The organism is Actinomadura sp. 21ATH, assembly GCF_041951345.1.
In the GTDB taxonomy this organism is placed as follows: domain Bacteria; phylum Actinomycetota; class Actinomycetes; order Streptosporangiales; family Streptosporangiaceae; genus Spirillospora.
The window spans coordinates 58,877-83,193 of sequence record NZ_JBGNUR010000025.1; the positions used below are offsets into that span (position 1 = coordinate 58,877).

The 24,317-nt window shown below is 71.7% G+C and carries 19 protein-coding genes and 1 pseudogene; 17 read left to right on the top strand and 3 right to left on the bottom strand.

All coding sequences use genetic code 11. The annotated features are described in order from the left end of the window. Positions 1-82: 82 nt before the first annotated feature. From ACA361_RS39205 to lysX, 11 genes and pseudogenes are all read left to right on the top strand, one after another. Positions 83-1,249: a sensor histidine kinase gene (locus tag ACA361_RS39205; RefSeq protein WP_375020208.1), complete on the top strand. Its 1,167-nt coding sequence runs from the start codon at positions 83-85 to the stop codon at positions 1,247-1,249. Further along, entirely contained in the window at positions 1,246-1,965 is a 720-nt protein-coding gene (locus tag ACA361_RS39210) for a response regulator transcription factor (protein ID WP_375020209.1), read from the top strand. The genes ACA361_RS39205 and ACA361_RS39210 overlap by 4 nt, the downstream gene beginning before the upstream one ends. 168 nt (positions 1,966-2,133) lie before the next feature. Beyond that, positions 2,134-2,397 carry a chaplin family protein gene (locus tag ACA361_RS39215; protein WP_375020210.1) on the top strand — a complete coding sequence of 88 codons (264 nt, stop codon included), beginning with the start codon at positions 2,134-2,136 and terminating at the stop codon, positions 2,395-2,397. 340 nt (positions 2,398-2,737) lie between these two features. Next, complete coding sequence (locus ACA361_RS39220; RefSeq protein ID WP_375020233.1) at positions 2,738-3,448, top strand: ABC transporter ATP-binding protein; 711 nt, start codon at positions 2,738-2,740, stop codon at positions 3,446-3,448. 3 nt (positions 3,449-3,451) lie between these two features. Continuing rightward, the gene (locus ACA361_RS39225; RefSeq protein WP_375020211.1) at positions 3,452-5,998 is read left to right on the top strand and encodes an ABC transporter permease; all 2,547 of its coding nucleotides are present in this window, start codon (positions 3,452-3,454) and stop codon (positions 5,996-5,998) included. 307 nt (positions 5,999-6,305) lie between these two features. After that, positions 6,306-7,232, top strand: coding sequence for a Rossmann-like and DUF2520 domain-containing protein (locus ACA361_RS39230; protein WP_375020212.1), 927 nt, complete (start codon positions 6,306-6,308; stop codon positions 7,230-7,232). A gap of 278 nt (positions 7,233-7,510) precedes the next feature. Beyond that, positions 7,511-8,398 (top strand): pantoate--beta-alanine ligase, encoded by an 888-nt coding sequence (gene panC, locus ACA361_RS39235; protein ID WP_375020234.1) that lies wholly within the window; start codon positions 7,511-7,513, stop codon positions 8,396-8,398. Further along, a complete protein-coding gene (panD, locus tag ACA361_RS39240) occupies positions 8,398-8,814 on the top strand; it encodes an aspartate 1-decarboxylase (RefSeq protein WP_366619095.1) in 417 nt (138 codons plus the stop codon). Before panC ends, panD begins: the two co-directional genes overlap by 1 nt. A gap of 75 nt (positions 8,815-8,889) precedes the next feature. Further along, positions 8,890-11,342: pseudogene (locus tag ACA361_RS39245) on the top strand (L-aspartate oxidase). A gap of 14 nt (positions 11,343-11,356) precedes the next feature. After that, complete coding sequence (locus tag ACA361_RS39250) at positions 11,357-12,139, top strand: type III pantothenate kinase (protein WP_375020213.1); 783 nt, start codon at positions 11,357-11,359, stop codon at positions 12,137-12,139. A gap of 79 nt (positions 12,140-12,218) precedes the next feature. Further along, a complete protein-coding gene (gene lysX / locus ACA361_RS39255) occupies positions 12,219-13,673 on the top strand; it encodes a bifunctional lysylphosphatidylglycerol synthetase/lysine--tRNA ligase LysX (protein WP_375020235.1) in 1,455 nt (484 codons plus the stop codon). Here lysX and ACA361_RS39260 read toward each other — a convergent pair. Both ACA361_RS39260 and ACA361_RS39265 read right to left on the bottom strand, forming a co-directional pair. Next, positions 13,660-14,862: a cytochrome P450 gene (locus ACA361_RS39260; RefSeq protein ID WP_375020214.1), complete on the bottom strand. Its 1,203-nt coding sequence runs from the start codon at positions 14,860-14,862 to the stop codon at positions 13,660-13,662. The genes lysX and ACA361_RS39260 overlap by 14 nt on opposite strands. A 41-nt stretch (positions 14,863-14,903) precedes the next feature. Next, positions 14,904-15,932, bottom strand: a complete 1,029-nt coding sequence (locus tag ACA361_RS39265; protein ID WP_375020215.1) for a LacI family DNA-binding transcriptional regulator — start codon at positions 15,930-15,932, stop codon at positions 14,904-14,906. 573 nt (positions 15,933-16,505) lie between these two features. Between ACA361_RS39265 and ACA361_RS39270 the strand changes: the two genes are divergently transcribed. Continuing rightward, on the top strand, positions 16,506-16,736 hold the full coding sequence (locus tag ACA361_RS39270) for a LuxR family transcriptional regulator (protein WP_366619087.1): 231 nt from the start codon (positions 16,506-16,508) through the stop codon (positions 16,734-16,736). 233 nt (positions 16,737-16,969) lie between these two features. On the opposite strand, the gene ACA361_RS39275 is transcribed toward ACA361_RS39270, so the two are convergent. Next, entirely contained in the window at positions 16,970-17,977 is a 1,008-nt protein-coding gene (locus ACA361_RS39275; protein ID WP_375020216.1) for an NlpC/P60 family protein, read from the bottom strand. A 307-nt stretch (positions 17,978-18,284) separates the two neighbouring features. On the opposite strand from ACA361_RS39275, the gene ACA361_RS39280 reads away from it, so the two are divergent. The 5 genes from ACA361_RS39280 to ACA361_RS39300 all read left to right on the top strand — a co-directional run bounded on the left by ACA361_RS39280 (position 18,285) and on the right by ACA361_RS39300 (position 24,283). Then, the gene (locus tag ACA361_RS39280) at positions 18,285-18,797 is read left to right on the top strand and encodes an amino-acid N-acetyltransferase (RefSeq protein WP_375020217.1); all 513 of its coding nucleotides are present in this window, start codon (positions 18,285-18,287) and stop codon (positions 18,795-18,797) included. Between the two features lie 3 nt (positions 18,798-18,800). Further along, positions 18,801-19,610, top strand: a complete 810-nt coding sequence (locus ACA361_RS39285) for an RDD family protein (protein WP_375020218.1) — start codon at positions 18,801-18,803, stop codon at positions 19,608-19,610. 8 nt (positions 19,611-19,618) lie between these two features. Further along, complete coding sequence (locus ACA361_RS39290; protein ID WP_375020219.1) at positions 19,619-20,377, top strand: RDD family protein; 759 nt, start codon at positions 19,619-19,621, stop codon at positions 20,375-20,377. A 691-nt stretch (positions 20,378-21,068) separates the two neighbouring features. After that, complete coding sequence (locus tag ACA361_RS39295; RefSeq protein ID WP_197009256.1) at positions 21,069-21,392, top strand: Lsr2 family protein; 324 nt, start codon at positions 21,069-21,071, stop codon at positions 21,390-21,392. Positions 21,393-21,769: 377 nt separating this feature from the next. Next, the gene (locus ACA361_RS39300) at positions 21,770-24,283 is read left to right on the top strand and encodes an ATP-dependent Clp protease ATP-binding subunit (protein WP_375020220.1); all 2,514 of its coding nucleotides are present in this window, start codon (positions 21,770-21,772) and stop codon (positions 24,281-24,283) included. The last annotated feature ends 34 nt before the right edge of the window (positions 24,284-24,317 follow it).

Consider the following 24,317-nt stretch of genomic DNA (forward strand, 5'->3'; position numbering starts at 1 on the left):
CCGCGCGCGGCCATCCTCGCGGCGTACGGGGGTCCGACTTCGGGCTGATCCGGGGACGGAACCGGCGAAATACCCTCGATGCATGGTCGTCCGATCGTGGAACTGGATGCGCCGCAAGAGGCCGCTCGTGGACGCGTTCTACGCGGTGCCGCTCGCGCTGATGTCGCTGCTCGGGGCCGGCGGCGCCTGGGACATGTCCCGGCCCGCCTACCTGGGCCTGTCCGGGGTGCTGCTGCTGCCGCTGGTGCTGCGGCGGACGTACCCGCGCGCGGTGTTCGCGGTGATCGCGCTGGTGTCGTTCGGCCAGGTGCTGGTGGACCAGCCGCCGATCACGGCCAACCTGGCGCTGCTGCCCGCGCTCTACACGGTCGCCGCGGCCTCCTCGCGCCGCTGGAGCGTCGCCGCCGCGGTGGTCGCCGCGGTGGGCGCGCTGATCGCCTCGTTCTACTTCACCTCGGGCTGGGAGGACCAGCGGGTCGCGCTGTTCACGCTGACGGTCGTGGTCGCCGGCGTGTGGCTGCTCGGGCTGTACATGCGGACCCGCCGCGACTACCTGCGGTCGGTGGAGCTGCGGGCCGAGCGGCTGGAGCGCGAGCGCGACACCGAGGTGCAGATCGCGATGGCGGGCGAGCGCGCCCGGATCGCGCGCGAGCTGCACGACGTCGTCGCGCACAACGTCAGCGTGATCGTCGTCCAGGCGGACGGCGCCTCGTACGCGATCGAGACCGACACCGACCGGGCCCGCAGGGCGCTGGAGACGATCTCCGCGACCGGCCGCCAGGCGCTGGCGGAGATGCGCCGGATGCTGGGCGTGCTGCGGGAGGACGACGACGCCGGGTCGTACGCGCCGCAGCCGGGGGTGGAGCAGCTCGCCGAGCTGGTCGAGCAGATCAGGGAGTCGGGGCTGCCGCTGGAGTTCGCGGTGGAGGGCGTGCCGCTGGAGATGTCGGAGGGCCGCCAGCTGACCATCTTCCGGATCGTCCAGGAGTCGCTGACCAACACGCTCAAGCACGGCGGCCCGCGCGCCACGGCGCGGGTATGCCTGCACTACGGTGACGACGCGATCGAGATCCGCGTGACCGACGACGGCCGCGGTGCCGCCGCCCGCGACGACGGGCGCGGGCACGGGCTGCTGGGGATGCGCGAGCGCGCCGCCGTCTACGGCGGCGGCGTCGAGGCCGGTCCCCGCCCGGGCGGCGGCTTCGAGGTGGTCGCGCGCATTCCGGTACGCGAGGAGGTCAGGGCATGAACGAGGGGACCGGGTCCACCGGCGAGTACGAGCTTCCGCGGCCGGTGCGGGTGCTGCTGGTGGACGACCAGGAGCTGGTCCGGGCGGGCTTCACGATGGTGCTGGACGCCCAGCCGGACATCGAGGTGGCGGGCGAGGCCGGGGACGGCGCGCAGGCGCTGGAGCGGCTGCGGCACGCCGATGTCGACGTGGTGCTGATGGACGTGCGGATGCCCCGCATGGACGGGATCGAGGCGACCCGGCGGATCACCGCGGCCGGCTCCGCCAAGGTGATCATCCTGACCACGTTCGACCTGGACGAGTACGCGTTCGCGGCGATCAAGGCGGGGGCGGCCGGGTTCCTGCTCAAGGACGCCGGCCCGGCGCAGCTGATCGAGGCGATCCGGTCGGTGCACTCGGGCGACGCGGTGGTGGCGCCGAGCACGACGCGGCGGCTGATCGACCGGTTCGCGGTGCACCTGCCGGCGGCGGACGAGCAGCGGGCGCACGGGGCACTGGAGTCGCTCACCGCGCGCGAGGGCCAGGTGCTGCGGCTGGTGGCCCGCGGGCTGTCCAACGCCGAGATCGCGGAACGGCTGTACGTGTCGGAGGCCACGGTGAAGACGCATATGGGGCGGATCCTGATGAAGCTGGACCTGCGGGATCGCGTCCAGGCGGTGGTCTTCGCTTATGAGACGGGTCTGGTCAAGAGCGGACAAAGCGGTGACGTTGTGTAACGTACCGATTACCGTACGATGACTTTTCGTGTGCGAACCCGGGTTACCGTTTGCATTACCAATCAGTAGTTGAATAACTACCGTACGTGACGCCGCGTTCACCGTGGCGGACAGCGCATGTAGATGCAGGAAGGGCCGTTTCCGGCCCCCACGTACGGGAGGATCCACGTGCTCAAGAAGATCGCCGCGACCGGTCTGCTGACCTTCGCCGTCTCCGGCGCCATCATGACCGCCGCCGGTGCCGCGAGCGCCGACACCCACACCAGCAACAACGACAGCGTCGCCTCCGGCAACCAGGTCGTCGCCCCCGTCACCGTGCCCGCCACGGTCTGCGGCAACGCCGTCCAGGTGATCTCGGTGATCAGCGACGCCGCCGCCGGCTGCGAGGGCACCAACGACGTCGGCACGCCGCACAACGGCCACCACTCGTAACACCCCCGCACACCCCACGCCGAAGCGCCGGCGGCCCCGCTCCGGGGGCCACCGGCGCTTTCGCGCGCGCGGGCACGCATGATCAGCCGCGCCGGGTACGGGCGCGTACGACTCAGGTCGTACGGCGGCCCCCGGACCCGCTCCTGATGCTGACGCCGAGCGTGGCCGCACGGTCGATGGCACGGAAGGCCGCCGTTCCTAGCGTTGTCCATGGCCGGTGAGAGCCCGGCCCGGCACCCCGCCGCGACACGCAAGCGACACCGAAGGAGCCACCGTGACCAGTACGTTCACCAACCCGCCCGGGCCGGCGCCGAGCGCGGGCACGGCGCCGCCCGCCGCGATGGCCACCGAGGTGACCAAGGTGTACGGGTCCGGCGACGCGGCCGTGCACGCGCTGCGCGGGGTCACGGTCGGGTTCGCCCGCGGCGCGTTCACCGCGATCATGGGACCGTCCGGCTCCGGCAAGTCCACCCTCATGCACTGCCTGGCCGGGCTCGACACCGTCGGCGGCGGCCGGATCATGCTGGGCGACGCCGAGATCACCGGACTGAACGACCGGCAGCTCACGCTGCTCCGCCGGGAGCGCATCGGGTTCGTCTTCCAGGCGTTCAACCTGCTGCCCACGCTGACCGCCGAGCAGAACATCCTGCTCCCGTCCCAGCTGGCCGGCCGCAAACCGGACCGGGCCTGGTTCGACCAGGTCGTCGACGTGGTCGGGCTCCGGGACCGGCTGAGCCACCGGCCGAGCGAGCTGTCCGGCGGCCAGCAGCAGCGGGTCGCCTGCGCCCGGGCGCTGGTCTCCCGACCCGAGGTGATCTTCGCGGACGAGCCGACCGGCAACCTGGACTCCTCCTCCAGCGCCGAGGTCCTCGGGTTCCTGCGCACCTCCGTCCGCGAGATGGGCCAGACGATCGTCATGGTCACCCACGACCCGGTGGCCGCGTCGTACGCCGACCGGGTGGTGTTCCTGCGGGACGGCGCGATCGTCACCGAGCTGCACGGGCCGACGCCCGGCACCGTTCTCGACCGCCTCAAGAGCCTGGGCGGCTGACCGATGCTGAAGACGACACTGGCGGGCCTGCGGGCCCACAAGCTGCGGCTGCTGCTGACGGCGGTCGCCATCACCCTCGGGGTGGGGTTCATCGGCGGGACGTTCGTCCTGACCGACACGATGGACAAGGGCGTCCAGAAGACGTTCGCGAAGTCCGCCGGGAAGGTGGACGTGGCGGTGCTGCCGTCCAAGGGGGCGGAAAAGCAGGAGCTGCCGGCGGAGCTGCTCGGCCGGGTCCGGTCCGCGCCGGGCGTCACCGAGGCGCGCGGCCTGGTCCGCGGCGACGCGCCGCTGATCGGCCGGGACGGCAAGGTGGCCGGCGACATGCCGACGGTCGGCCTGTCGATCCCCAGGGGCGCCCTGCTGCGCTACGAGTTCGACAAGGGCCGGGCGCCGGCCGGGCCGGGCGAGGTCGTCCTGGACTCGCGGCTCGCCGACCGCGAGAAGTTCAAGGTCGGCGACGCCGTCACCGTCCTCGACGCGAAGAAGGCGCCGCACCGGTTCACCGTGGTCGGCCTGATCGGCATCGGCCTGGACAGCGACGCGAGCTTCCGCGGCATCACCGGGTTCGACGACGCCACCGCGCTGCGGATGACCGGCGAGCGCACCTACGTGGAGATCGACGTCAAGGGCGCGAGCACCGCCGCGGTCACCGCCGCGATCGGCAAGGGCGACCACCGCGTCATGACCGGCGAGGAGCTGGGCGCCGAGCTGGCCACCGCGGCTGGCGCCGACACGAAGATCATCCGTACCGGGCTGCTGCTGTTCGGCTTCGTCGCCATGCTGGTCTCGGCGCTCGTCATCTACAACACGTTCTCCATCCTGATCGCGCAGCGCATGCGCGAGATGGCGCTGCTGCGCTGCGTCGGCGCCACCCGCCGGCAGGTCTTCGGAAGCGTGGTGGCCGAGTCGTTCGCCGTCGGCCTCGTCGGCTCCCTGCTCGGCCTGCTCGCCGGGCTGGGCCTGGGCGCCGCGACGCTCGGCCTGCTGAACGGGCTCGGCGTGGCCGGACCCGCCGGTCCCGCGATGACGGTCTCGGACGTCACGCTCGCGCCCCGGACGATCCTCATCGGCCTGGCCGTCGGCGTCGTGGTCACCGTCCTGTCCGCGCTGCTCCCGGCCCGCGCCGCCACCCGCGTCGCGCCCGTCGCCGCGCTCCGCTCCGACCTGGAGCCCGGCAGCGGCCGGTTCCGGCTCGGCTGGGTCCGTACCGTCCTGACCGTGCTGTTCGGCCTGATGGGCGTGGGCCTGGCCGCCGCCGGCGCGCTCGTCATGGAGAAGGGCGAGACCTCGATGTACGTGGTCGCGGCCGCCGGCGCCCTGGTGTTCCTCGCCGTGATCGCGCTGATGCCCGCGCTGGTCCGCCCGCTGAGCCGGATCGTCGGCGCGCTGCCCGGCCGGATCGCGGGCGTCCCCGGGCGGCTCGCGGTGGAGAACTCCCGCCGCTCGCCGCGCCGCACCGCCACCACCACGATCGCGCTGACCATCGGGGTCGGCCTGATGAGCCTGTTCGCCGTCATCGGCGCCAGCAGCAAGGCCACGTCCGACCGGCGGCTGGACGACCAGTTCCCGATGGACTTCCAGATCCAGACCCAGTACGGCGGCGACGACCAGGCCGTCCCGCGCGCCCTGGGCGAGAACCTGCGCGAGCGGCCGGAGATCGCCGCCGTGGTCGAGCTGCGCGAGGGCGACGCCGACGTCTCCGGCCGCGAGGCCACGGCCGGCACGATCACCCAGTCCGCGATGGGCACCGTCGTCAAGCCGGAGTTCCGCAGCGGCTCGGCGCGCGACCTGCGTCCCGGGTCCGCCCTGATCGACGAGGACACCGCCGAGAAGTGGAACGTGCGCGCCGGCCAGGCCGTCACGGTCAAGGCCACGCCAGACGAGCCCGCCGGCGCCTCCCGTCCCGGGATCCAGGTGCGGATCGGTGCCGTCTACGGCGGCGACGTCCCGGTGTACGGGCTGATCCTGAGCGAGGCCGACTACGCCAGGGTCTACGGGCCCGCGACCGACCCGTACCGGGTCTTCGCCAAGGCCGCCGACGGGGTGGCCGCCGGGACGGCGCGGGCGGCCGTCGAGGACGCGGCGCGGCCGTACCCGGCGGTGAAGTTCACCTCGGCCGCCGAGCTGCGCGAGGAGTTCGGCAGCGCCATCGACACGATGCTCATGGTCTTCGGCGCGCTGCTGGGGCTGGCGATCGTGATCGCGCTGTTCGGCATCGCCAACACGCTGACGCTGTCGGTCGTGGAACGCACCCGCGAGTCCGCCCTGCTGCGCGCGCTGGGCCTCACCAAGCGCCAGCTGCGCCGGATGCTGTCGGTGGAGGCGCTGGTCATGGCCGTGATCGGGGCGCTGACCGGGGTCGTGCTCGGGGTCGGGTTCGGCTGGGCCGCGACGATGTCGATGGGCGAGACCGCGGTGTTCTCGCTGCCGTACCTGCAGATCCTCGGCTTCATGGCGCTGGCCGGGGTCGCCGGGATGCTGGCCGCCGTGCTGCCGGCCCGGCGGGCGGCGAGGGCCTCGATCGTGGAGTCGCTGTCCTTCGACTGACCCGCGGAACGGACTCCGTCCCCGCCGCTCGTACGGGATGAGCGACGGGGGCGGAGCCGTTGGCGGAGTGACTGTCATCACTCCGCGCGACCAGCGCTACTCAGAGTTACCGCGCGGGGCTCGCTCGCGGCAAGCCATCTGCGGAAACCCGTCGTGATTGTGGCGCGGGCGCCGACACTTACGTAACGTTCGGTAGTCGAAGCATCGCCGGCACGTGAGGCCCCCCGCGGGTGCTGTGCGCCGCCGCACGCCCGGGTACGCTGGGTCGCGCACGTCCGGTACCCACCTTGAGGACTGGAACGAATTCATGGATCCACAGCGCACGGCCCCTTCCGGCGCGCCCGGAAACCCGGCGCGTCCTGAGGACCGGCCCGCCCGGCTGAGCGTCGGCGTGGTCGGCGCCGGCCGCGTCGGCACGGCGCTCGGCGCGGCCCTCGCGCAGGCCGGCCACCGCGTGGTCGCCGCGGCCGCCGTCTCGGACCGCTCGCGGCGCCGCGCCGAGGAGCGGCTGCCCGGCGCCGCGCTCGGCACCCCGCAGGAAGTGGTGGCGGCCGCCGACCTCGTGCTGCTCACGGTCCCCGACGACGCGCTGCCCGAGCTGGCCGCCGGCCTGGTCGCCACGGACGTGCCGGTCACGGGCAAGCTGGTCGCGCACACCAGCGGCCGGTACGGCACCGCCGTCCTGGACCCGATCACCCGCGCGGGCGGGCTGCCGCTGGCGCTGCACCCGGTCATGACGTTCACCGGCCGGCCCGACGACGTGAGCCGGCTGTCGGGCATCTCGTTCGGCGTCACCGCGCCGGACCGGCTGCGCCCGGTCGCCGAGGCGCTCGTCCTGGAGATGGGCGGCGAGCCGGCCTGGATCGCCGAGGACCGCCGCGCCCTCTACCACGCCGCCCTCGCCGGCGGCGCGAACCACCTGGTCACGCTGGTCGTGGAGTCGATGGACCTGCTGGGCCGCGCCGGCGTCGCCGAGCCGGGCCGGATGCTCGGCCCGCTGCTGGGCGCCGCCCTGGACAACGCCCTCCGCCTCGGCATCGACGGCCTCACCGGCCCGGTCGCCCGCGGCGACGCCGGCACGGTCGCCGGCCATGTCGCCGAGCTGGAGCGCGTCTCGCCCGAGGGGCGTGGCGCGTACGTGGCCCTGGCCCGCCTGACGGCCGACCGCGCCCTCGCGGCCGGTCTCCTCAAACCCGAGGACGCCGAACGCCTCCTCGAAGCCCTGGCCGACTGAACGAGCAAGGAGCGGGTGGTCCGAGTTGAGCGAGCCGGAGGGGCGCGGCGCTGCCTGGACTGAGGAGCGAGGGACGAGTGACGAGGGAAGGCGGCGCCTGAAGGCGTCCCGGAGGCGAGCGGAGGCACAGTGAGCGAGCCGGAGGGGCGCGGCGCTGCCTGGACTGAGGAGCGAGGGACGAGTGACGAGGGAAGGCGGCGCCTGAAGGCGTCCCGGAGGCGAGCGGAGGCACTGTGAGTGGGGTTGAGTCGCGGCATGGGACGGCCGTGCCGGGGGACGTGCGCGGGCGCGGTGAGGTCGGCGGCGCGCCGGTCGTCGTGCGGACGCGGGACGAGCTCGCGGCGGTGCGGGCGGACGTGCGCGGCCGGCTGGCGCTGGTGCCGACCATGGGCGCGCTGCACGGGGGGCACCGGTCGCTGATCCGGTACGCGCGGGAGCGCGCGGACATGGTCGCGGTGAGCATCTTCGTCAACCCGCTCCAGTTCGGGCCGGGCGAGGACTTCGACCGCTACCCGCGCACGCTGGACGAGGATCTGGCGGTCTGCGCGGCCGAGGGCGCCGATCTGGTCTTCGCGCCTTCGGGCTCGGTCATGTACCCGTCGCGGCCGCAGGTGACGATCGCGGCGGGGCCGATGGGCGAGGTGGTGGAGGGCGCCGCCCGGCCCGGGCACTTCGACGGGATGCTGACCGTCGTCATGAAGCTCTTCCAGCTGGTCCGGCCGGACGTGGCGGTCTTCGGCGAGAAGGACGCCCAGCAGCTGGCCATGATCCGCCGGATGGTGCTCGACCTGAACGTCCCGGTGGAGGTGCTGGGCGCGCCGACCGTGCGGGAGCCGGACGGCCTGGCGCTGTCCAGCCGCAACCGCTACCTGTCGGAAGAGGAACGGGTCACCGCGCTGTTCCTCTCCCGGGCGCTGCGGGCGGGGGAGGACGCCGTCCCGGAGGGCCCGGCCGCGGTCGTCCGGGCCGCCCGCGACGTCCTGGACGGGGCCGTGGCCGCCGAGCCGCCGCTGGCCCTCGACTACCTGGTCCTGGTCGATCCGTCGACGTTCTGCGAGATCGGCGACGCCCATTCGGGCCCGGCGGTGCTCGCCGTCGCGGGCCGGGTCGGCGCCACCCACCTGATCGACAACCTGCCCCTCCGGTTCCCGTCCAAGGAGTCCTGATGTTCCGGACGATGTTCAAGTCGAAGATCCACCGTGCCACCGTGACCCAGGCCGACCTGCACTACGTCGGGTCGCTGACGATCGACCAGGACCTGATGGACGCCGCCGACCTGCTGCCCGGCGAGCAGGTGCACGTGGTGGACATCGACAACGGCGCCCGGCTGGAGACGTACCTGATCGCGGGCGAGCGCGGCTCGGGCGTGATCGGCATCAACGGCGCCGCGGCCCGGCTGGTGCAGCCCGGCGACCTGGTGATCATCATCAGCTATGCCGCGATGACGGACGAGCAGGCCCGCGCGTTCGAGCCGAAGGTCGTGCACGTCGACCGGTCGAACTCGATCATCTCGGTCGGCGCCGACCTGGCCGAGCCGGTCCCCGGCTCCCCCGACCTGCGCGGTGACCTGGCCCACCGCTGAAGTCCGACCCCGCTCGACGCCCTCCTCAGGAGTTAATGTCAGAATGACGAGAATCGACTCTCTGAGGAGGGCGTCATGGCGCTCCTGCCTGTTCGGACCATGGAAACCGACGTCGTCGTGATCGGCTCCGGCATCGCCGGGCTGAGCGTCGCCCTCCGCTACCGCCCGCACGGGCGGGTGCTGCTCGTGACCAAGGGCTTCCTGGACGAGGGGTCGACCCGCTGGGCGCAGGGCGGCATCGCGGCGGCGCTGGCGCCCGACGACACCCCCGAGGAGCATCTGGCCGACACGCTGACCGCCGGGGTCGGGCTGTGCGACGAGGCGGCGGTGCGCGCGCTGGTCACCGAGGGGCCCGCGGCCGTCCGGCGGCTGATCGCGTACGGCACCGAGTTCGACCGGGACGAGGCGGGCGGCATCGCGCTGACCAGGGAGGGCGGCCACCACCGGCGCCGGATCGCGCACGCGGGCGGCGACGCCACCGGCACCGAGATCAGCCGCTCGCTGCTGGACGCGCTCAAGGACTCCGGTGTCCAGGTGTGCGAGCACGCGCTGGCGCTGGACCTGCTCAAGGACGGCGCCGGACGGGCGGCGGGCGTCACGCTGCACGCGTTCGGCGACGGCCGTCCCGGCGAGACCGTCGAGGTGCGGGCGCGGGCGGTGGTACTGGCGACCGGCGGCCTCGGCCAGGTGTACTCGGCCACCACCAACCCCGAGGTGTCGACCGGCGACGGCGTCGCGCTCGCGCTGCGGGCCGGGGCCGAGGTGAGCGATCTGGAGTTCGTCCAGTTCCATCCCACCGTGCTGTGGCTGGGGGAGGGCGCGACCGGGCAGCAGCCGCTGATCTCCGAGGCCGTCCGGGGCGAGGGCGCGCACCTGATCGACGACGCGGGCGAGCGGTTCATGGCCGGCCGGCACGAGCTGGCCGAGCTGGCGCCGCGCGACGTCGTCGCCAAGGGGATCATGAACCGGATGCGCGAGACCGGCGCGCCCCGCATGCTCCTGGACGGCCGCCACCTGGGCGCCCGCGGCTGGGAGCGCCGCTTCCCGACCATCCTGGCCGCCTGCCGCCACCACGGCATCGACCCGGCGGCCGAGCCGATCCCGGTCGTCCCGGCGGCCCATTACGCGAGCGGCGGCGTCCGTACCGACCTGTACGGCCGCACGTCGGTGCCCGGCCTGTACGCGTGCGGCGAGGTCGCCTGCACGGGCGTCCACGGCGCCAACCGGCTGGCGTCCAACTCCCTCCTGGAGGGCCTGGTCTTCGCCGAGCGGATCGCCGAGGCCCTGGTCTCCGACGCGGCGCTGCCCGGCGACCCCGTTCCCGCGGCGGAGCGGCCGCTCATCGATCCGGCGGCGCGCGGCGAGATCCAGCGGATCATGACGGCGCACGTCGGCGTCCTCCGCGACGCCGGCGGTCTCGCCGCCGCCGACCGCGAGCTGGCGGCCCTCGCCGGCCGGACCGTGCCGGCCGGGCCGGAGGCGCGGGAGGTCACCAACCTGCACACGGTCGCGGCCGCGATCGTGGCCGCCGCGCGGCGCCGCGAGGAGACGCGCGGCAGCCACTGGCGGGAGGATTTCCCCGAACGCGACGACGCGGCCTGGCGCGGCCACCTGGTCACCAGGATGTCCGGCCCGGCCCTCACCACCACCTACGTGCGGAAGGAGATCCGATGACCCCGGAACTCGAGGGGAGGCTGCGGGACGCCGGGCTGGATCCACAGGCTGTGGAGAACGTCGTCCGGACCGCGCTGGCCGAGGACGGCGAAGCGGACGTCACCAGCGAGCCGATCTTCGCCCCGGAGGACGTCGCGAGCGGCGACTTCACCGCGCGCGAGGACGGCGTCGTCGCCGGGATCCCGGTGGCCGAGGCGGTGTTCGAGCTGCTGGGCGTCGAGCACGCGGCCAAGGTCGCGGACGGCGACCGGGTGGTCAGAGGCCAGGTGCTGCTGTCCGTGCACGGCCCCACCCGGGCCGTCCTGCGCGCCGAGCGCACGGCCCTGAACCTGGTCACCCACCTGTCCGGGATCGCCACCGAGACGCGCCGCTGGGCGGACGCGATCGCGGGCACCAAGGCCCGCGTCCGCGACACCCGCAAGACCCTCCCCGGCCTGCGCGAGCTGCAGAAGTACGCGGTCCGCCGCGGCGGCGGCGTCAACCACCGGATGGGCCTGCACGACGCCGCGCTGATCAAGGACAACCACATCGCCGCGGCCGGCTCGGTCACCGCCGCGTACCGGGCCATCCGCGCGGTCTACCCGGCGCTGCACGTCCAGGTCGAGTGCGACACCCTCGACCAGGTGGACGAGGCGCTCGCGGCCGGCGCCACCGCGCTCCTCCTCGACAACATGACCGACGCCGAGATGGCCGAGGCGGTACGGCGCGTCGCCGGCCACGCCGAGCTGGAGGCCAGCGGCGGCCTCACCCTCGACCGGGCCCGAGACGCGGCCGTGACCGGCGTCGACTACCTTGCAGTAGGCGCGCTGACACATTCGGCACGCGTGTTCGACATCGGCCTTGACTTCTCCTGACCAGCGGGGACCTGATGCTGCTCACCATCGACGTCGGTAACACCCACACCGTCCTCGGCCTGTTCGAGGGCGAGGAGGTGATCGAGCACTGGAGGATCAACACCGATCCGCGGCGTACCGCCGACGAGATCGCGGTGGTCCTCCAGGGGCTCGTCCAGCAGAGCCCGCTGCTGGCCGACACCGACATCAGCGGCATCGCGCTGTGCTCGACCGTCCCGTCCGTCCTGCACGAGATGCGGGAGATGTGCCGCCGCTACTACGGCGACGTCCAGGCGGTGATCGTCGAGCCCGGCGTGAAGACCGGCGTCCCGGTCCGGATGGACAACCCCAAGGAGGTCGGCGCCGACCGCATCGTGAACGCGCTGGCCGCCGTGCACCTGCACGGCGGCCCCGCGATCGTGGTCGACTTCGGCACCGCCACCACGTTCGACGCCGTCTCGGCCAAGGGCGAGTACGTCGGCGGCGCCATCGCCCCCGGGATCGAGATCTCGATAGACGCCCTGTCGTCCCGCGGCGCCCAGCTGCACAAGATCGAGCTGGTCCGCCCCCGCAACGTGATCGCCAAGAACACCGTCGAGGCCCTCCAGTCCGGCATCATCTTCGGCTTCGCCGGCCAGGTCGACGGCATCGTCGAGCGCATGTCGGAGGAGCTGTCCGCCGACCCCGAGGAGGTCAAGGTCCTCGCCACCGGCGGCCTGGCCCCGCTGGTCCTGGAGGAGTCCCGCAGCATCGACGTCTTCGAGCCCTGGCTCACCCTCGTCGGGCTGCGCCTGATCTACCAGCGCAACACCCCCTGATATCCGACGCGAGCGGTACGGGCCGGTCGATAGCCTTGACGGCGTGAGTGACGAGACCTACGACGAGCTTCCCGAGCAGATGCGGGTGCGCCGGGAGAAGCTCGACCGGCTCCGCGAGAGCGGGATCGACCCGTACCCGGTGACCTTCCCCCGCACGGCGACCAACGCCGAGGTGCGGGAGAAATACCCCGAGCTGGAGCCGGGCACCGAGACGGGCGAGAAGGTCGGCGTCACCGGTCGCGTCATGCTGATCCGCAACACCGGCAAGCTGTGCTTCGCCACGCTCCGGGACGGCACGGGCGACCTCCAGGTCATGCTGTCGCTCGCGAACGTCGGGCAGGAGCGGCTGGACTTCTGGAAGCGCGAGGTCGACCTCGGCGACCACGTGGGCGTCGAGGGCGAGATCATCACGTCCCGCCGCGGCGAGCTGTCGATCATGGTGGACTCGTTCGCGATCACGTCCAAGTGCCTGCGGCCGCTGCCGGAGAAGCACGCGGGGCTGACCGACCCGGAGGCCCGGGTGCGGCAGCGGTACGTGGACCTGATCGTCAACGACGAGGCGCGCGAGATGGCGCGGGTCCGCAGCGCCACCGTGCGGGCGGTCCGCGACTTCTGGCACGAGGAGGGGTACCTCGAGGTCGAGACCCCGATGCTGCAGCCGATCCACGGCGGCGCGGCGGCCCGGCCGTTCCAGACGCACATCAACGCGTACGGCATGGACCTGTACCTGCGGATCGCGATCGAGCTGTACCTCAAGCGGCTCGTCGTGGGCGGCATCGAGAAGGTCTTCGAGATCAACCGGAACTTCCGGAACGAGGGCGCCGACTCCACGCACAACCCCGAGTTCACGATGCTCGAGGCGTACGGGACGTACCTCGACTACAACGACATGGCCGACCTGACCCAGCGGATGTACCAGAAGGCGGTCGTGGCCGCGCTGGGCACCACGGTGGTCGTCAACGACGGCCGCGAGGTCGACCTGGGGCTGCCCGAGTGGCCGCGGATCACCCTGTACGGCGCGGTCTCGGAGGCGCTGGGCGAGGAGGTCACCCCGCACACGCCGCTGGAGGAGGTGCGCAAGCACGCCGACGGGCGCGGGATCCAGTACGACCCGAAGTGGGGGCAGGGCAAGCTCGTCCAGGAGGTGTTCGAGGAGCTGGTCGAGCACACGCTGGTCCAGCCGACGTTCGTGATGGACTACCCGCTGGAGACCTCGCCGCTGACGCGCCAGCACCGCGAGGAACCGCTGCTCACCGAGAAGTGGGACCTGATCGGGTTCGGCACCGAGCTGGGCACCGCGTACTCGGAGCTGGTCGACCCGATCGAGCAGCGCCGCCGGCTGACCGAGCAGTCGCTGCTGGCGGCCGGGGGCGACCCGGAGGCGATGCAGCTGGACGAGGACTTCCTGCGGGCGCTGGAGTACGCGATGCCGCCGACCGGCGGGATGGGCGCCGGGATCGACCGGATGATCATGGCGTTCACCGGCCGGAACATCCGGGAGACGATCCTGTTCCCGCTCGTCAAGCCGGAGTGACGACCGCGGGAAGGCCCGAAAGGCCCCGTAGGACGAGATTGTCCCGATAGGCAAGCGGGGCCTCGCCCAGGGCCACTTCGCGCCGGAAAAGCCGTCTGAGCGCCACCTGGCCCTCGATCAGGGCCAGGTGCGCGCCCAGGCAGTAGTGGATCCCGGCGCCGAACGACAGGTGCCGGGGCGTCCGGGAGCCCTCCGCGTAGCGGGAGAGGTCGGGACGGTCCGGGTCCGGGAAGACGCCGGGGTCGCGGTTCGCGGCTCCCAGCAGGAGCAGCACCATCTCGCCCCGGGCGATGGGCGTTCCGGCCGGCTCGCGGTCCTCCAGCGCGGCCCGCAGGGTCAGCTGCACCGGCGGGTCGTACCGGAGGAGCTCGTGGACGGCCGCCGCCGCGGACCCGGCCCGGAACCGCGCCGGCAGCTCCGGGTCGCGCAGCAGCGCGAGCGCGCCGTTGCCGATCAGGTTGACGGTCGTCTCGTGGCCCGCCACCAGCAGCAGGACGCAGGTGGCCAGCAGCTCCTCCTCCGCGAGCACCTCCCCGCCGTCGGAGACCGCGACGAGGGCGCTCAGCAGGTCGCCGCGCGGCTCGGCGCGGCGCCGGGCGGCCAGGTCGCGGAAGTACGCGGCGAACTCCTCGCGCGCCTCGTCCCGGCGGGCCAGGTCATCGGCGGGGAGCAGGAAGTCCGGGTCCAGGCCGCGGGCCAGCGCGTCCGACCAGCCGCGGAACCGGTCGCGGTCCTCGGGCGGCACTCCGAGCAGCTCGCTGATCAGGATGACCGGCAGCGGGTAGGCGAGCGCCTCGATCAGGTCGACCTCGCCTTCCACGCCGTCGAGCAGGCCGTCCACGACCTGCTCGGCGCGCGGCCGCAGCTCCCGGATCAGCCGCGGCGTGAACGCCTTGCTCACCAGCCGGCGCAGCCGGGTGTGGTCGGGCGGGTCCATCGTCAGGAACGAGCGGCGGCGGACCGGCGAGTCGCGCCACAGGCCGCCGTTCCCGGGCCGGTGGCCGAACAGCGGGTCGCGCAGGATCTCGTCGCACAGCGCGTACGAGCTCGTCACCCACAGGCCCGCGGGCGTGCGGACGGGCCGCCGGTCCGCGCCCAGCGCCCGGTACCGGGCGTACGGGTCGGCGCGGAAACCCGGGTCGTACGGGTCGAAGCCAAGGATCCCGGCCGTGTCCAGCACGTCTGGCATGGCCCCAGCATGCGCATGTTGAACGAGATGTCAACAGCGCCTCAGGTGGACTCCCGGACGATCAGCTCGGGGGTGAGGATCACCTGCCGGTGCAGGTGCGACTCGCCCTCGCCGTACTCGGCCAGCGCCAGCTCGGCGGCCTCCTCGCCGACCGCCAGCCGCGGCTGCCGGATGGTCGTCAGCGGCACGGCCGAGCTGCTGGCCAGCTCGATGTCGTCGTAGCCGACCACGGCCACGTCCTCGGGGACCCGGACGCCGCGCCGCAGCAGCTCGTTCGTCAGGCCGATCGCGAGCAGGTCGTTGGCGCAGAACACCCCGTCCGGCACCGGCGACAGCGCCAGCAGCCGCTCGGCGGCGGCCCGGCCGGCGGTCGGCGACAGCGCCTCCTGCGTCAGCGTGCGCATCTCCCCGCCGCCCGCCTTGGCCAGCGACCGGGCCGCGCCCTCGCCGCGCTCGACCACCGGCAGCGGCTGCGGCCGGCCGGTCACGAACGCCAGCCGCTCGCGGCCCCGCTCGATCAGGTGCGCGGCCGCGATGTCGCCGCCCGCGACATGGTCGACCTGGACCGAGCACATCTCGGGCGCGGAGTGGTCGATCAGCACCACGGCCACGCCGGCCGCGCGCAGCCGCTCGATCCCGACGGCGTCCAGCCCGACCGGGACGACCAGTACCCCGGCGGCCCGGTGCTCGATCAGCAGATCGAGCCCGCGCCGCTCCTTGTCGGCCGACCAGTCGCTGCTGAGCCACAGCGCGTCGTGCCCGGCGTCGTTGAGCGTCAGCTCGGCGCCGCGGGCGACGTCGGTCGCGTAGGGGTTGGTGAGATCCTCGACGAGGATGCCGAACGCCCGGGGGCGCGGCGGTGCCGAACGGCGGTCCGAACCGGCCCGCCCGGGGCCCTGGCGGAGCCTGCGGGCCGACTCGTTCCGGACGAATCCGAGCTCCTGGATCGCCGCGCGGACGCGGTCACGGGTCGCTTCGGCCACGAGATCTGGCCGGTTTAGGACATTCGAAACCGTCCCAACTGAAACTCCGGCCCGCCTCGCGACCTCGCGGATGCTGGTCTGTGGCAACTCTCTCCTCGTCGGCCCCGGGGTCTGTTTTCGCAGGTTATCGAGTTTCCAGCCGGTAACCCCCCAGTGACTGGTCACAGCATGCACGTATACGCGTACACATAGTGCCTAAGCGGCGCTTGACGGGCCGGATCCGGCCGCCTAGCGTTCCGAGCCGAAGCGTAGCTTGAAACGATTCACGATCTTCGTTCAACGGCCGGAACGAAGATGTCGGGCGATCGGTCGAGAGGGGACGGGCTCGGATGGCTGGCGATCGGGACCCGTCTCTGGCAAGGCGCTCTCCTTCCCAGCGGGGTCGCCGTCCACGTCTTCGTGGGCGCGCCCTCCGCACCCGGAGGTGCGTTTCCGTTCGGTTGGCCAACGTGTGCATCGTCACCCGGAGTTCCCCGGTGGCGCCCGGCAACGGGCCCATCGGCCACCTCCGGCCAAGTGACCGTTTCGAAGCGAGATCCGATGATCAACGTCCGGAGAGCCCGGACCCGGCAACCAACGCGTACAGATCGAGGCCTACCCGTGCCTGTGTAGCGAACGGCTGCATCCCCGCGGTCATCACCACGGACGAGGGAGGACGGAGTGGAACAGGCCACACTCGCACGTCGTGTCACCGACGACTCGCGACTGAACGAGGAGGAGATCCGCCTGCTCGCGCAGATCGCCAGCGGTGTCACAGCCGATGTGGCGGCACGCAAGCTGGAGCTGAGCGCCCGTACCTTGCGGCGCCGGTTGCGGACGATCTGCGACCGGCTCGAGGTCAACACCCCTATCGAGGCCGTTGTGTGGGCGGCCCGTAGGCAGCTCATCTAGGGGCCGTCTCCTCCGGGAGCGTCCCGCTCCGCCCGCCTGGAGGGAAGCGGGTGGAACCGAAACGAATCGATACCGAGGACTCCGTCCCCCCGTTGCGGCGGCGCCGTCCCCTGGCAGGTACACCCACTGCGAGGCGTCGCCGCGGACGTTGTTCCCCTGACCCCCGGGCTAAGGCCCCCCGCCGAAACACCTCCGCACACCTTCGCCGCACGCCTTCGCGCGCTCCCGCGCGATCAGGCGACCCGTACCGCGCCGGCGAACGGCCGGCCACCGATCGGGGCGATCTTCACCACGTCGCCCGTCTGCGGGGCGTGCAGCATCTTGCCGTCGCCCACGTACATGCCCACGTGGTGCAGGTCGTTGTAGAAGAACACCAGGTCGCCCGGCTGCATCTGGTCGCGCGAGATGTGCGTGCCGGCGTTCCACTGGCTGCCGGTGTAGTGCGGCAGGCTGATGCCGACCTTCCCGTACGCCCACATGATCAGGCCGGAGCAGTCGAAGCTGTTGGGCCCGGCCGCGCCCCACACGTACGGGCGGCCGATCTTGCCCATCGCCAGCCGCAGCGCCTGCGCGGCCTTGCCGGTGCCGACGACGGGGAGCTTGGCGAGCTGCGAGGGGTCCTTCTTGACGAGCCTGCCGCGGACCTTCTCGTACAGCGTGGTGACCTTCTCGCGCTGCCTGTCCAGGTCGCCGCGCAGCTTCTCGACCTGCTTGGAACGGTCCTCCGCGGACTTGCGGGCGCGCTGGGCGGCCTGCATGGCCTTCAGCATGCTCGCGGCGCGGGTGCCGTCCTGCTCGGCGAAGTAGCGCAGGGTCGCGGCCTGGTCGAGCATCGCCTGCGGGTCCTGCGCGGCCAGGAACGAGACGGTCGGGTCGGTGCCGCCCTGCATGTAGCTGGTCGCGGCCAGGCTGCCGACCTTCTCCCGGACGCCCCGCAGCGACTCCTCCTGCCGCTTGGCGTTGTCGGCGGCGACCTTGGCCGCCCGCTGCGACTGCTGGAGCTTGACCCGCAGGCCGTTGTACTGCTCGGTGAGCCGTTCCAACTGGTCGGCCAGCTTGTGCGCCTCGGCCTGGAGCTCCTTGGCGGACGGCTCGGGGTCGGCGTGCGCCGGGACGGCGGGGACGGCGACCAGGGAGGCGGCGGCGACGGCCGCGGCCAGGGCGCCCGCGCGGGCCGTGCCCGGCCGGGCGAGGCGGGCCCGGGAGCGGCGCGGAAGGGATCCAGGGCGCGGTGACTCCACCGATTCTCCTTTCCTCGTCCACCTGCCGGGACGGCCGAACGGGAGCGGGCCGCCGCGGTCTGTCGGGGACCGGACGCGCACCGGCCGCGGTCGCTGTCGCCGCTCGGCCGATGCCAGCGCAGGACCCTAACGGAGTCGGAACCCGATGCCAACCAGAACCCCGGAAATCACAGGAGAAACACGGGGATTCGCGAAGTGTGTCGGCTTGTATCCCGCCGTAATCGTTGTGGTTTGGGTCACTTTATGGCGCGGCGCGCGAACGCTGAGTCGAAGGTCCCGCCGTCACCTCCTATAACGTGGGTTGTTTGTGGAAGTCGTGATCAGGCGTGCCCGCACCGCCGACGTTCAGGAGATCGGCCGGCTCGTCGGCCTCTACGCCGGCTCGGGGCGCCGCCTGCTGCGGAAGACGACGGTCAAGCTCTTCGAGGACGTCCAGGAGTTCTGGGTCGCCGAGGAGCGGGCCACCGGCGCGGTCGTGGGCTGCGGCGCCCTGCACGTGATGTGGGAGGACCTCGCGGAGGTCCGCTCGGTCGCGGTCGATCCCGCCCGGCTGGGGCACGGCATCGGGCACCGGATCGTGGCCCGGCTGCTGGAGACGGCCCGCGAACTGGGCGTGGAAAGGGTGTTCTGTCTTACCTTCGAAGTGGACTTCTTCGCCCGCCACGGGTTCCGCCCGATCCTGGGGACCCCGGTCTCTCCCGAGGTGTACGAAGAACTACTCCGTTCCTACGACGAAGGCGTGGCAGAGTTCCTGGACCTCGACAGGGTCAAGCCGAATACCTTGGGGAATACCCGGATGTTGCTTCGCCTGGAGGACTGACCGATGAGTAGATCCCCCCGCCGCGGCAGGTCGTACCCGCCGCCGGGCCGGCAGCCTCAGGGGCCCGGCTCGTACGGGCCGCCCCCTCCCTACCAAGGCTCGCAGTGGCAGCAGCCGCAGCAGCCGGCGCCGCAGTGGCAGAACCAGGCGCCGCCGCCCCAGCAGCAGAACTGGCAGCAGCAGCCGCAGGGCCAGTACGACCAGGGGTACGACTACTACGGCGGCGGCCACGACGACGTCGCCGAGGCCGCGAGCCTGCCGCTGGCGCCGATCGCGCGGCGGGCGGGCGCGCGGCTGATCGACAACGCGCTCGTCGCGGTGTTCGGGTTCGCACTCGTCCTGCCGGTCGTGATCGGGACGATCGGGCTCGGCAGCGCGGGCAGCAAGACCGACACCGAGGGCGGCGTCTGGAACTGGCCCATCATCTTCACGCTGTTCGCGGTCATGTCCGTCCTGCCGTTCATCTACGAGGCGGTCCAGCTCTCCATGTGGGGGCGCACGGTCGGCAAGCGCGTGATGCACCTGGGCGTCGTCCAGGTGCGGCCCGCGGGCGACGCCGTGACGACGACGCAGGCCGTCTGGCGCGCCGGGATCGTCCATGTGGCGTACCAGCTCGGGCTCTTCTTCTTCCTGGTCCTGGCCGTGATGGTGTGGGAGTACTTCGCGTACGGCGTGCTCCTGGTGGCCATCGGCGTCGTCATGGCGCACCTGTGGGCGATCTGGGACCAGCCCCTGCACCAGTCCGTGCACGACCGCTTCGCGGGCACGCTGGTGATCGACGAGCGGGTCGAGTACACCGAGTACGAGGAGTAGCGCGCGGCATGGCGGCGGCGGATCAGGCACCGAAGTCCGGCCCGCTTCCCGACGAGGAGCCCGGGCACCCCGAAGGAGGGCCCGGGCTTCCTCATGCGGGCCCTGGGAGGCCGGCGGCGGGAGGAGGCGGGCCGACCCCGCCCGCCGGGCGCGGCGACCCGCAGGAGCCGGCTGAGGCGGTCCGGGAAGGCGAACCGGCGGCCGAAGCGGCGGCGGAGCGGGCGGCGGCGGAACCGGTGGCGGTTCCGGGGCCGGCGGGGACGGTCCTCGCGGAGCCGGGGCAGCGGCTGCTCGCCCGGATCGTCGACACCCTCGTGGTGGGGCTGCCCGTCGTCGTGGTCGTCCGGGAAGTGGTCCCGCGAACCGATGTCGATGTCGCCGCACCCCCTGCCGTGGCGGCGTTCCTGCTCTTGTACGAGTGGATTCAACTCGCCCTGTGGGGCCGCACTCTGGGCAAGAGGTTCGCCGGTATCGAAGTCGTACGAGAAGACATAGGCGCCGCGCCAGAAGACATAGAGGCTTCAACAGAAGTGGATCTGGCCGCGGAACCCGTACTAAGGCGGCGGGATCGTCTCGGGGCGGCGCGTTCCCTGCTGCGGACGGCCCTCTATGCGCTTCCTATTGGCGTGCGGCCAGTGCCCGTGTTGGGGCTGATCGCCGGTCTCTTCTGGGTGGGGAACGCGGCTCTGATGTACGAGGGCGGGGCGCGCAGGGCGTTGCACGACCGCGTTGCCGGCACCGCCGTCGTGAAGCGCGGGGCGCGCTGAGCGGCTCCGGGCTTGTGTAACGACATTGAGGACTTATCCGCTGTTATCGGTATGCAGTAGAGTCGCCCGCGCCGTACCCGACTACGGAGAACTTCGGGCCGTGACCGCGCGGTGGCAACGGATTTCGCCGGCGCCGCCGCGGCCGGTATCCATGTACGGACCCTGCCCGGACGAGGATGCGCGGGGGCCGGGCAAGGATGGCGCAAGGATGATCGGCATGCTCCGCGGGGCGGCGCGGCCTGCCGTTCATTGCTCCGAGACGGCATGGTTAGTGCCGTTACGTCAGGGTTAATCGATGGCCGCGGGGTGGGTGATGCCGTCCCGGTTAAGGTGGCCCCCGGCCGAATTACCCGGCCGGCCGCCCGGCCCGCGAAACCGGCCCAATGCAAGATCGACCACCCTGGTCAGCGGCCGCGAGGTGACCTCGGTCACCCTGAAATCCGGGCGCGGACCCGCCGCGGGACAAAATACATACGCCGTCCCGCCGTCCGCGCGGGCTCGCGTCGTGAGGCGACGCGTATCGGCCCTTGCCGCCGCGTATCGCCCGCGCGGCGGATTCCACCGGGCGGTGATTACTGCCCGTAACGTGGGGGAAGCCAGTTCAGCGCGAGTGTTGAATTGTCATCGGCAAGGATCGCGGTATATCTTTGTCAACCGAATGCAGTTTGCTCCAGCTGAAAGGTCTGTCCCCATGGCACAGAAGGTTCAGGTGCTTCTCGTCGACGACCTCGACGGTGGCGAGGCGGACGAGACCGTAGCGTTCTCGATCGACGGCGCCTCCTACGAGATCGACCTCAGTAGCGCCAACGCAAAGAAGCTGCGGGATTCTCTGCAGCCGTTCGTGGAGAAGTCCCGCAAGGCCGGCGCCACCACCCGCCGCCGTCGCCAGCGCGGCGCCTCCAGCCGCGAGCGCAGCGCCGAGATCCGTGCCTGGGCCAAGGACCATGGCATCAAGGTCAATGAGCGCGGCCGCATCCCGGCCAATGTGATCGAGAAGTACGAGGCCGCCCACTGAGACGCCTCGCCCGTGACCGGCCCGTCTCCCTTGAGGGGAACGGGCCGTTCGCTTGTGGCGTAGCGATAGGTGGGTTGTACCCGCCGGAGCGAGGTAGACAGGTTCTCATCGGCCATCCCCCGGTGCTGGTGTGGTCCATGTGACGAGGCGTGAACCACCTGCGGAAAGGCGCCCGTTCGCTCGCGGCGTAGCGGGAACATGACGCCCCGGGGTGGTAGTTGGATGAGACTGAACAGCGCTTGGCTGGGGAACGTCTCCTGGTAGGGAGCCGGGCGGCCTCCTCGGGGCGGGCTAGTTTGACTTAGGTGCCAGCACCTGCGGAAGGACAGGTTCGGACATCCCGGACTCTGCCCAACCGCTCTGTGAGGAGCGACGAGATGTTCGAAAGGTTCACCGACCGTGCGCGGCGGGTTGTCGTTCTGGCTCAAGAGGAAGCCAGGATGCTCAACCACAACTACATCGGTACCGAGCACATCCTCCTTGGCCTGATCCACGAGGGCGAGGGTGTCGCCGCCAAGGCGCTGGAGAGCCTGGGGATCAGCCTGGAGGCGGTCCGCCAGCAGGTCGAGGAGATCATCGGCCAGGGCCAGCAGGCGCCGTCGGGGCACATCCCGTTCACCCCGCGTGCCAAGAAGGTGCTGGAGCTGTCGCTGCGCGAGGCTTTGCAGCTCGGCCACAACTACATCGGCACCGAGCACATCCTTCTTGGACTCATCCGTGAGGGCGAGGGTGTGGCGGCGCAGGTGCTGGTGAAGCTGGGCGCCGACCTCAACCGGGTCCGCCAGCAGGTGATCCAGTTGCTGCACGGCTACCAGGGCAAGGAACCGGCCGCCTCCGGCGGCCCGGCCGAGTCCACGCCGTCCACCTCCCTTGTGCTCGACCAGTTCGGCCGCAACCTGACGCAGGCGGCCCGGGAGGGCAAGCTCGACCCGGTCATCGGCCGGGACAAGGAGATCGAGCGGGTCATGCAGGTGCTGTCCCGCCGTACCAAGAACAACCCGGTCCTCGTGGGCGAGCCGGGCGTCGGCAAGACCGCCGTCGTCGAGGGCCTGTCCCAGAAGATCGTCAAGGGCGAGGTGCCCGAGACCCTCAAGGACAAGCAGCTCTACACCCTCGACCTCGGCGCCCTGGTCGCCGGCTCCCGCTACCGCGGTGACTTCGAGGAGCGGCTGAAGAAGGTCCTCAAGGAGATCCGCACCCGCGGCGACATCATCCTGTTCATCGACGAGCTGCACACGCTGGTGGGCGCCGGGGCGGCCGAGGGTGCGATCGACGCGGCGAGCATCCTCAAGCCGATGCTGGCCCGCGGCGAGCTGCAGACGATCGGCGCGACGACGCTGGACGAGTACCGCAAGCACCTGGAGAAGGACGCGGCGCTGGAGCGCCGGTTCCAGCCGATCCAGGTGGCCGAGCCGTCGCTGAGCCACACGATCGAGATCCTCAAGGGGCTGCGGGACCGGTACGAGGCGCACCACCGGGTGTCGATCACGGACGCGGCGCTGGTGTCGGCGGCGCAGCTGGCCGATCGCTACATCAGTGACCGGTTCCTGCCCGACAAGGCGATCGACCTGATCGACGAGGCCGGGTCGCGGATGCGGATCCGCCGGATGACCGCGCCGCCGGACCTGCGCGAGTACGACGAGAAGATCGCCGACGTTCGCCGCGAGAAGGAATCGGCGATCGACGCGCAGGACTTCGAGAAGGCCGCGGCCCTCCGCGACTCCGAGAAGCAGCTCCTGGGCCAGAAGGCGCAGCGGGAGAAGGAGTGGAAGGCCGGCGACATGGACGTCGTGGCCGAGGTGGACGAGGAGCTCATCGCCGAGGTCCTGGCCACCGCCACCGGCATCCCGGTCTTCAAGCTCACCGAAGAGGAGAGCGCCCGCCTGCTCCGCATGGAGGACGAGCTCCACAAGCGGGTCATCGGCCAGGAGGACGCCATCAAGGCGCTGTCCCAGTCGATCCGGCGTACCCGCGCCGGCCTGAAGGACCCGAAGCGCCCCGGCGGCTCGTTCATCTTCGCCGGCCCGTCCGGTGTCGGTAAGACCGAGCTGTCCAAGACGCTGGCGGAGTTCCTGTTCGGGGACGAGGACGCGCTGATCCAGCTGGACATGTCCGAGTTCATGGAGAAGCACACCGTCTCGCGGCTGTTCGGCTCCCCGCCCGGCTACGTCGGGTACGAGGAGGGCGGCCAGCTCACCGAGAAGGTCCGGCGCAAGCCGTTCTCCGTGGTCCTCTTCGACGAGATCGAGAAGGCCCACCCGGACATCTTCAACTCGCTGCTGCAGATCCTGGAGGACGGTCGCCTGACCGACGCCCAGGGCCGGGTCGTGGACTTCAAGAACACGGTCATCATCATGACCACCAACCTGGGCACCCGCGACATCTCCAAGGGCCAGTCGCTGGGCTTCACCCGCGCCAACGACGAGCAGGGCTCGTACGACCGGATGAAGGCCAAGGTCAACGAGGAGCTCAAGCAGCACTTCCGGCCGGAGTTCCTGAACCGTGTCGATGACACGGTGGTGTTCCACCAGCTGACGCCGAAGGAGATCATCCAGATCGTGGATCTGATGATCGCCAAGGTGGACGAGCGGCTCAAGGACCGCGACATGGGGATCGAGCTGCGGCAGGAGGCCAAGGATCTGCTGGCCGAGCGGGGCTACGACCCCGTGCTGGGGGCGCGGCCGCTGCGCCGCACGATCCAGCGCGAGATCGAGGACCAGCTGTCGGAGAAGATCCTCTACAACGAGGTCAAGTCCGGCCAGATCGTCATCGTCGGCACGCAGGGCACGGGCGAGGACGCCAAGTTCACCTTCAAGGGCGTGCCGAAGCCGTCCACCGTCCCGGACAGCCCGCCCCCGATCGAGGGCGCGGTCAACTTCAACAAGGACTGACCGCAAGGCTCAGCGCCTGTGAGAAGGGCCCGTA

Coding starts and splice junctions, on each gene's coding strand:
- ACA361_RS39250 (WP_375020213.1), top strand. CDS start 11,357: ATGCTGCTCACCATCGACGTCGGTAACACCCACACCGTCCTCGGCCTG.
- ACA361_RS39295 (WP_197009256.1), top strand. CDS start 21,069: ATGGCACAGAAGGTTCAGGTGCTTCTCGTCGACGACCTCGACGGTGGC.
- ACA361_RS39230 (WP_375020212.1), top strand. CDS start 6,306: ATGGATCCACAGCGCACGGCCCCTTCCGGCGCGCCCGGAAACCCGGCG.
- panD (WP_366619095.1), top strand. CDS start 8,398: ATGTTCCGGACGATGTTCAAGTCGAAGATCCACCGTGCCACCGTGACC.
- ACA361_RS39300 (WP_375020220.1), top strand. CDS start 21,770: ATGTTCGAAAGGTTCACCGACCGTGCGCGGCGGGTTGTCGTTCTGGCT.
- lysX (WP_375020235.1), top strand. CDS start 12,219: ATGCGGGTGCGCCGGGAGAAGCTCGACCGGCTCCGCGAGAGCGGGATC.
- ACA361_RS39290 (WP_375020219.1), top strand. CDS start 19,619: ATGGCGGCGGCGGATCAGGCACCGAAGTCCGGCCCGCTTCCCGACGAG.
- ACA361_RS39210 (WP_375020209.1), top strand. CDS start 1,246: ATGAACGAGGGGACCGGGTCCACCGGCGAGTACGAGCTTCCGCGGCCG.
- ACA361_RS39220 (WP_375020233.1), top strand. CDS start 2,738: ATGGCCACCGAGGTGACCAAGGTGTACGGGTCCGGCGACGCGGCCGTG.
- ACA361_RS39260 (WP_375020214.1), bottom strand. CDS start 14,862: ATGCCAGACGTGCTGGACACGGCCGGGATCCTTGGCTTCGACCCGTAC.
- ACA361_RS39205 (WP_375020208.1), top strand. CDS start 83: ATGGTCGTCCGATCGTGGAACTGGATGCGCCGCAAGAGGCCGCTCGTG.
- ACA361_RS39225 (WP_375020211.1), top strand. CDS start 3,452: ATGCTGAAGACGACACTGGCGGGCCTGCGGGCCCACAAGCTGCGGCTG.
- ACA361_RS39285 (WP_375020218.1), top strand. CDS start 18,801: ATGAGTAGATCCCCCCGCCGCGGCAGGTCGTACCCGCCGCCGGGCCGG.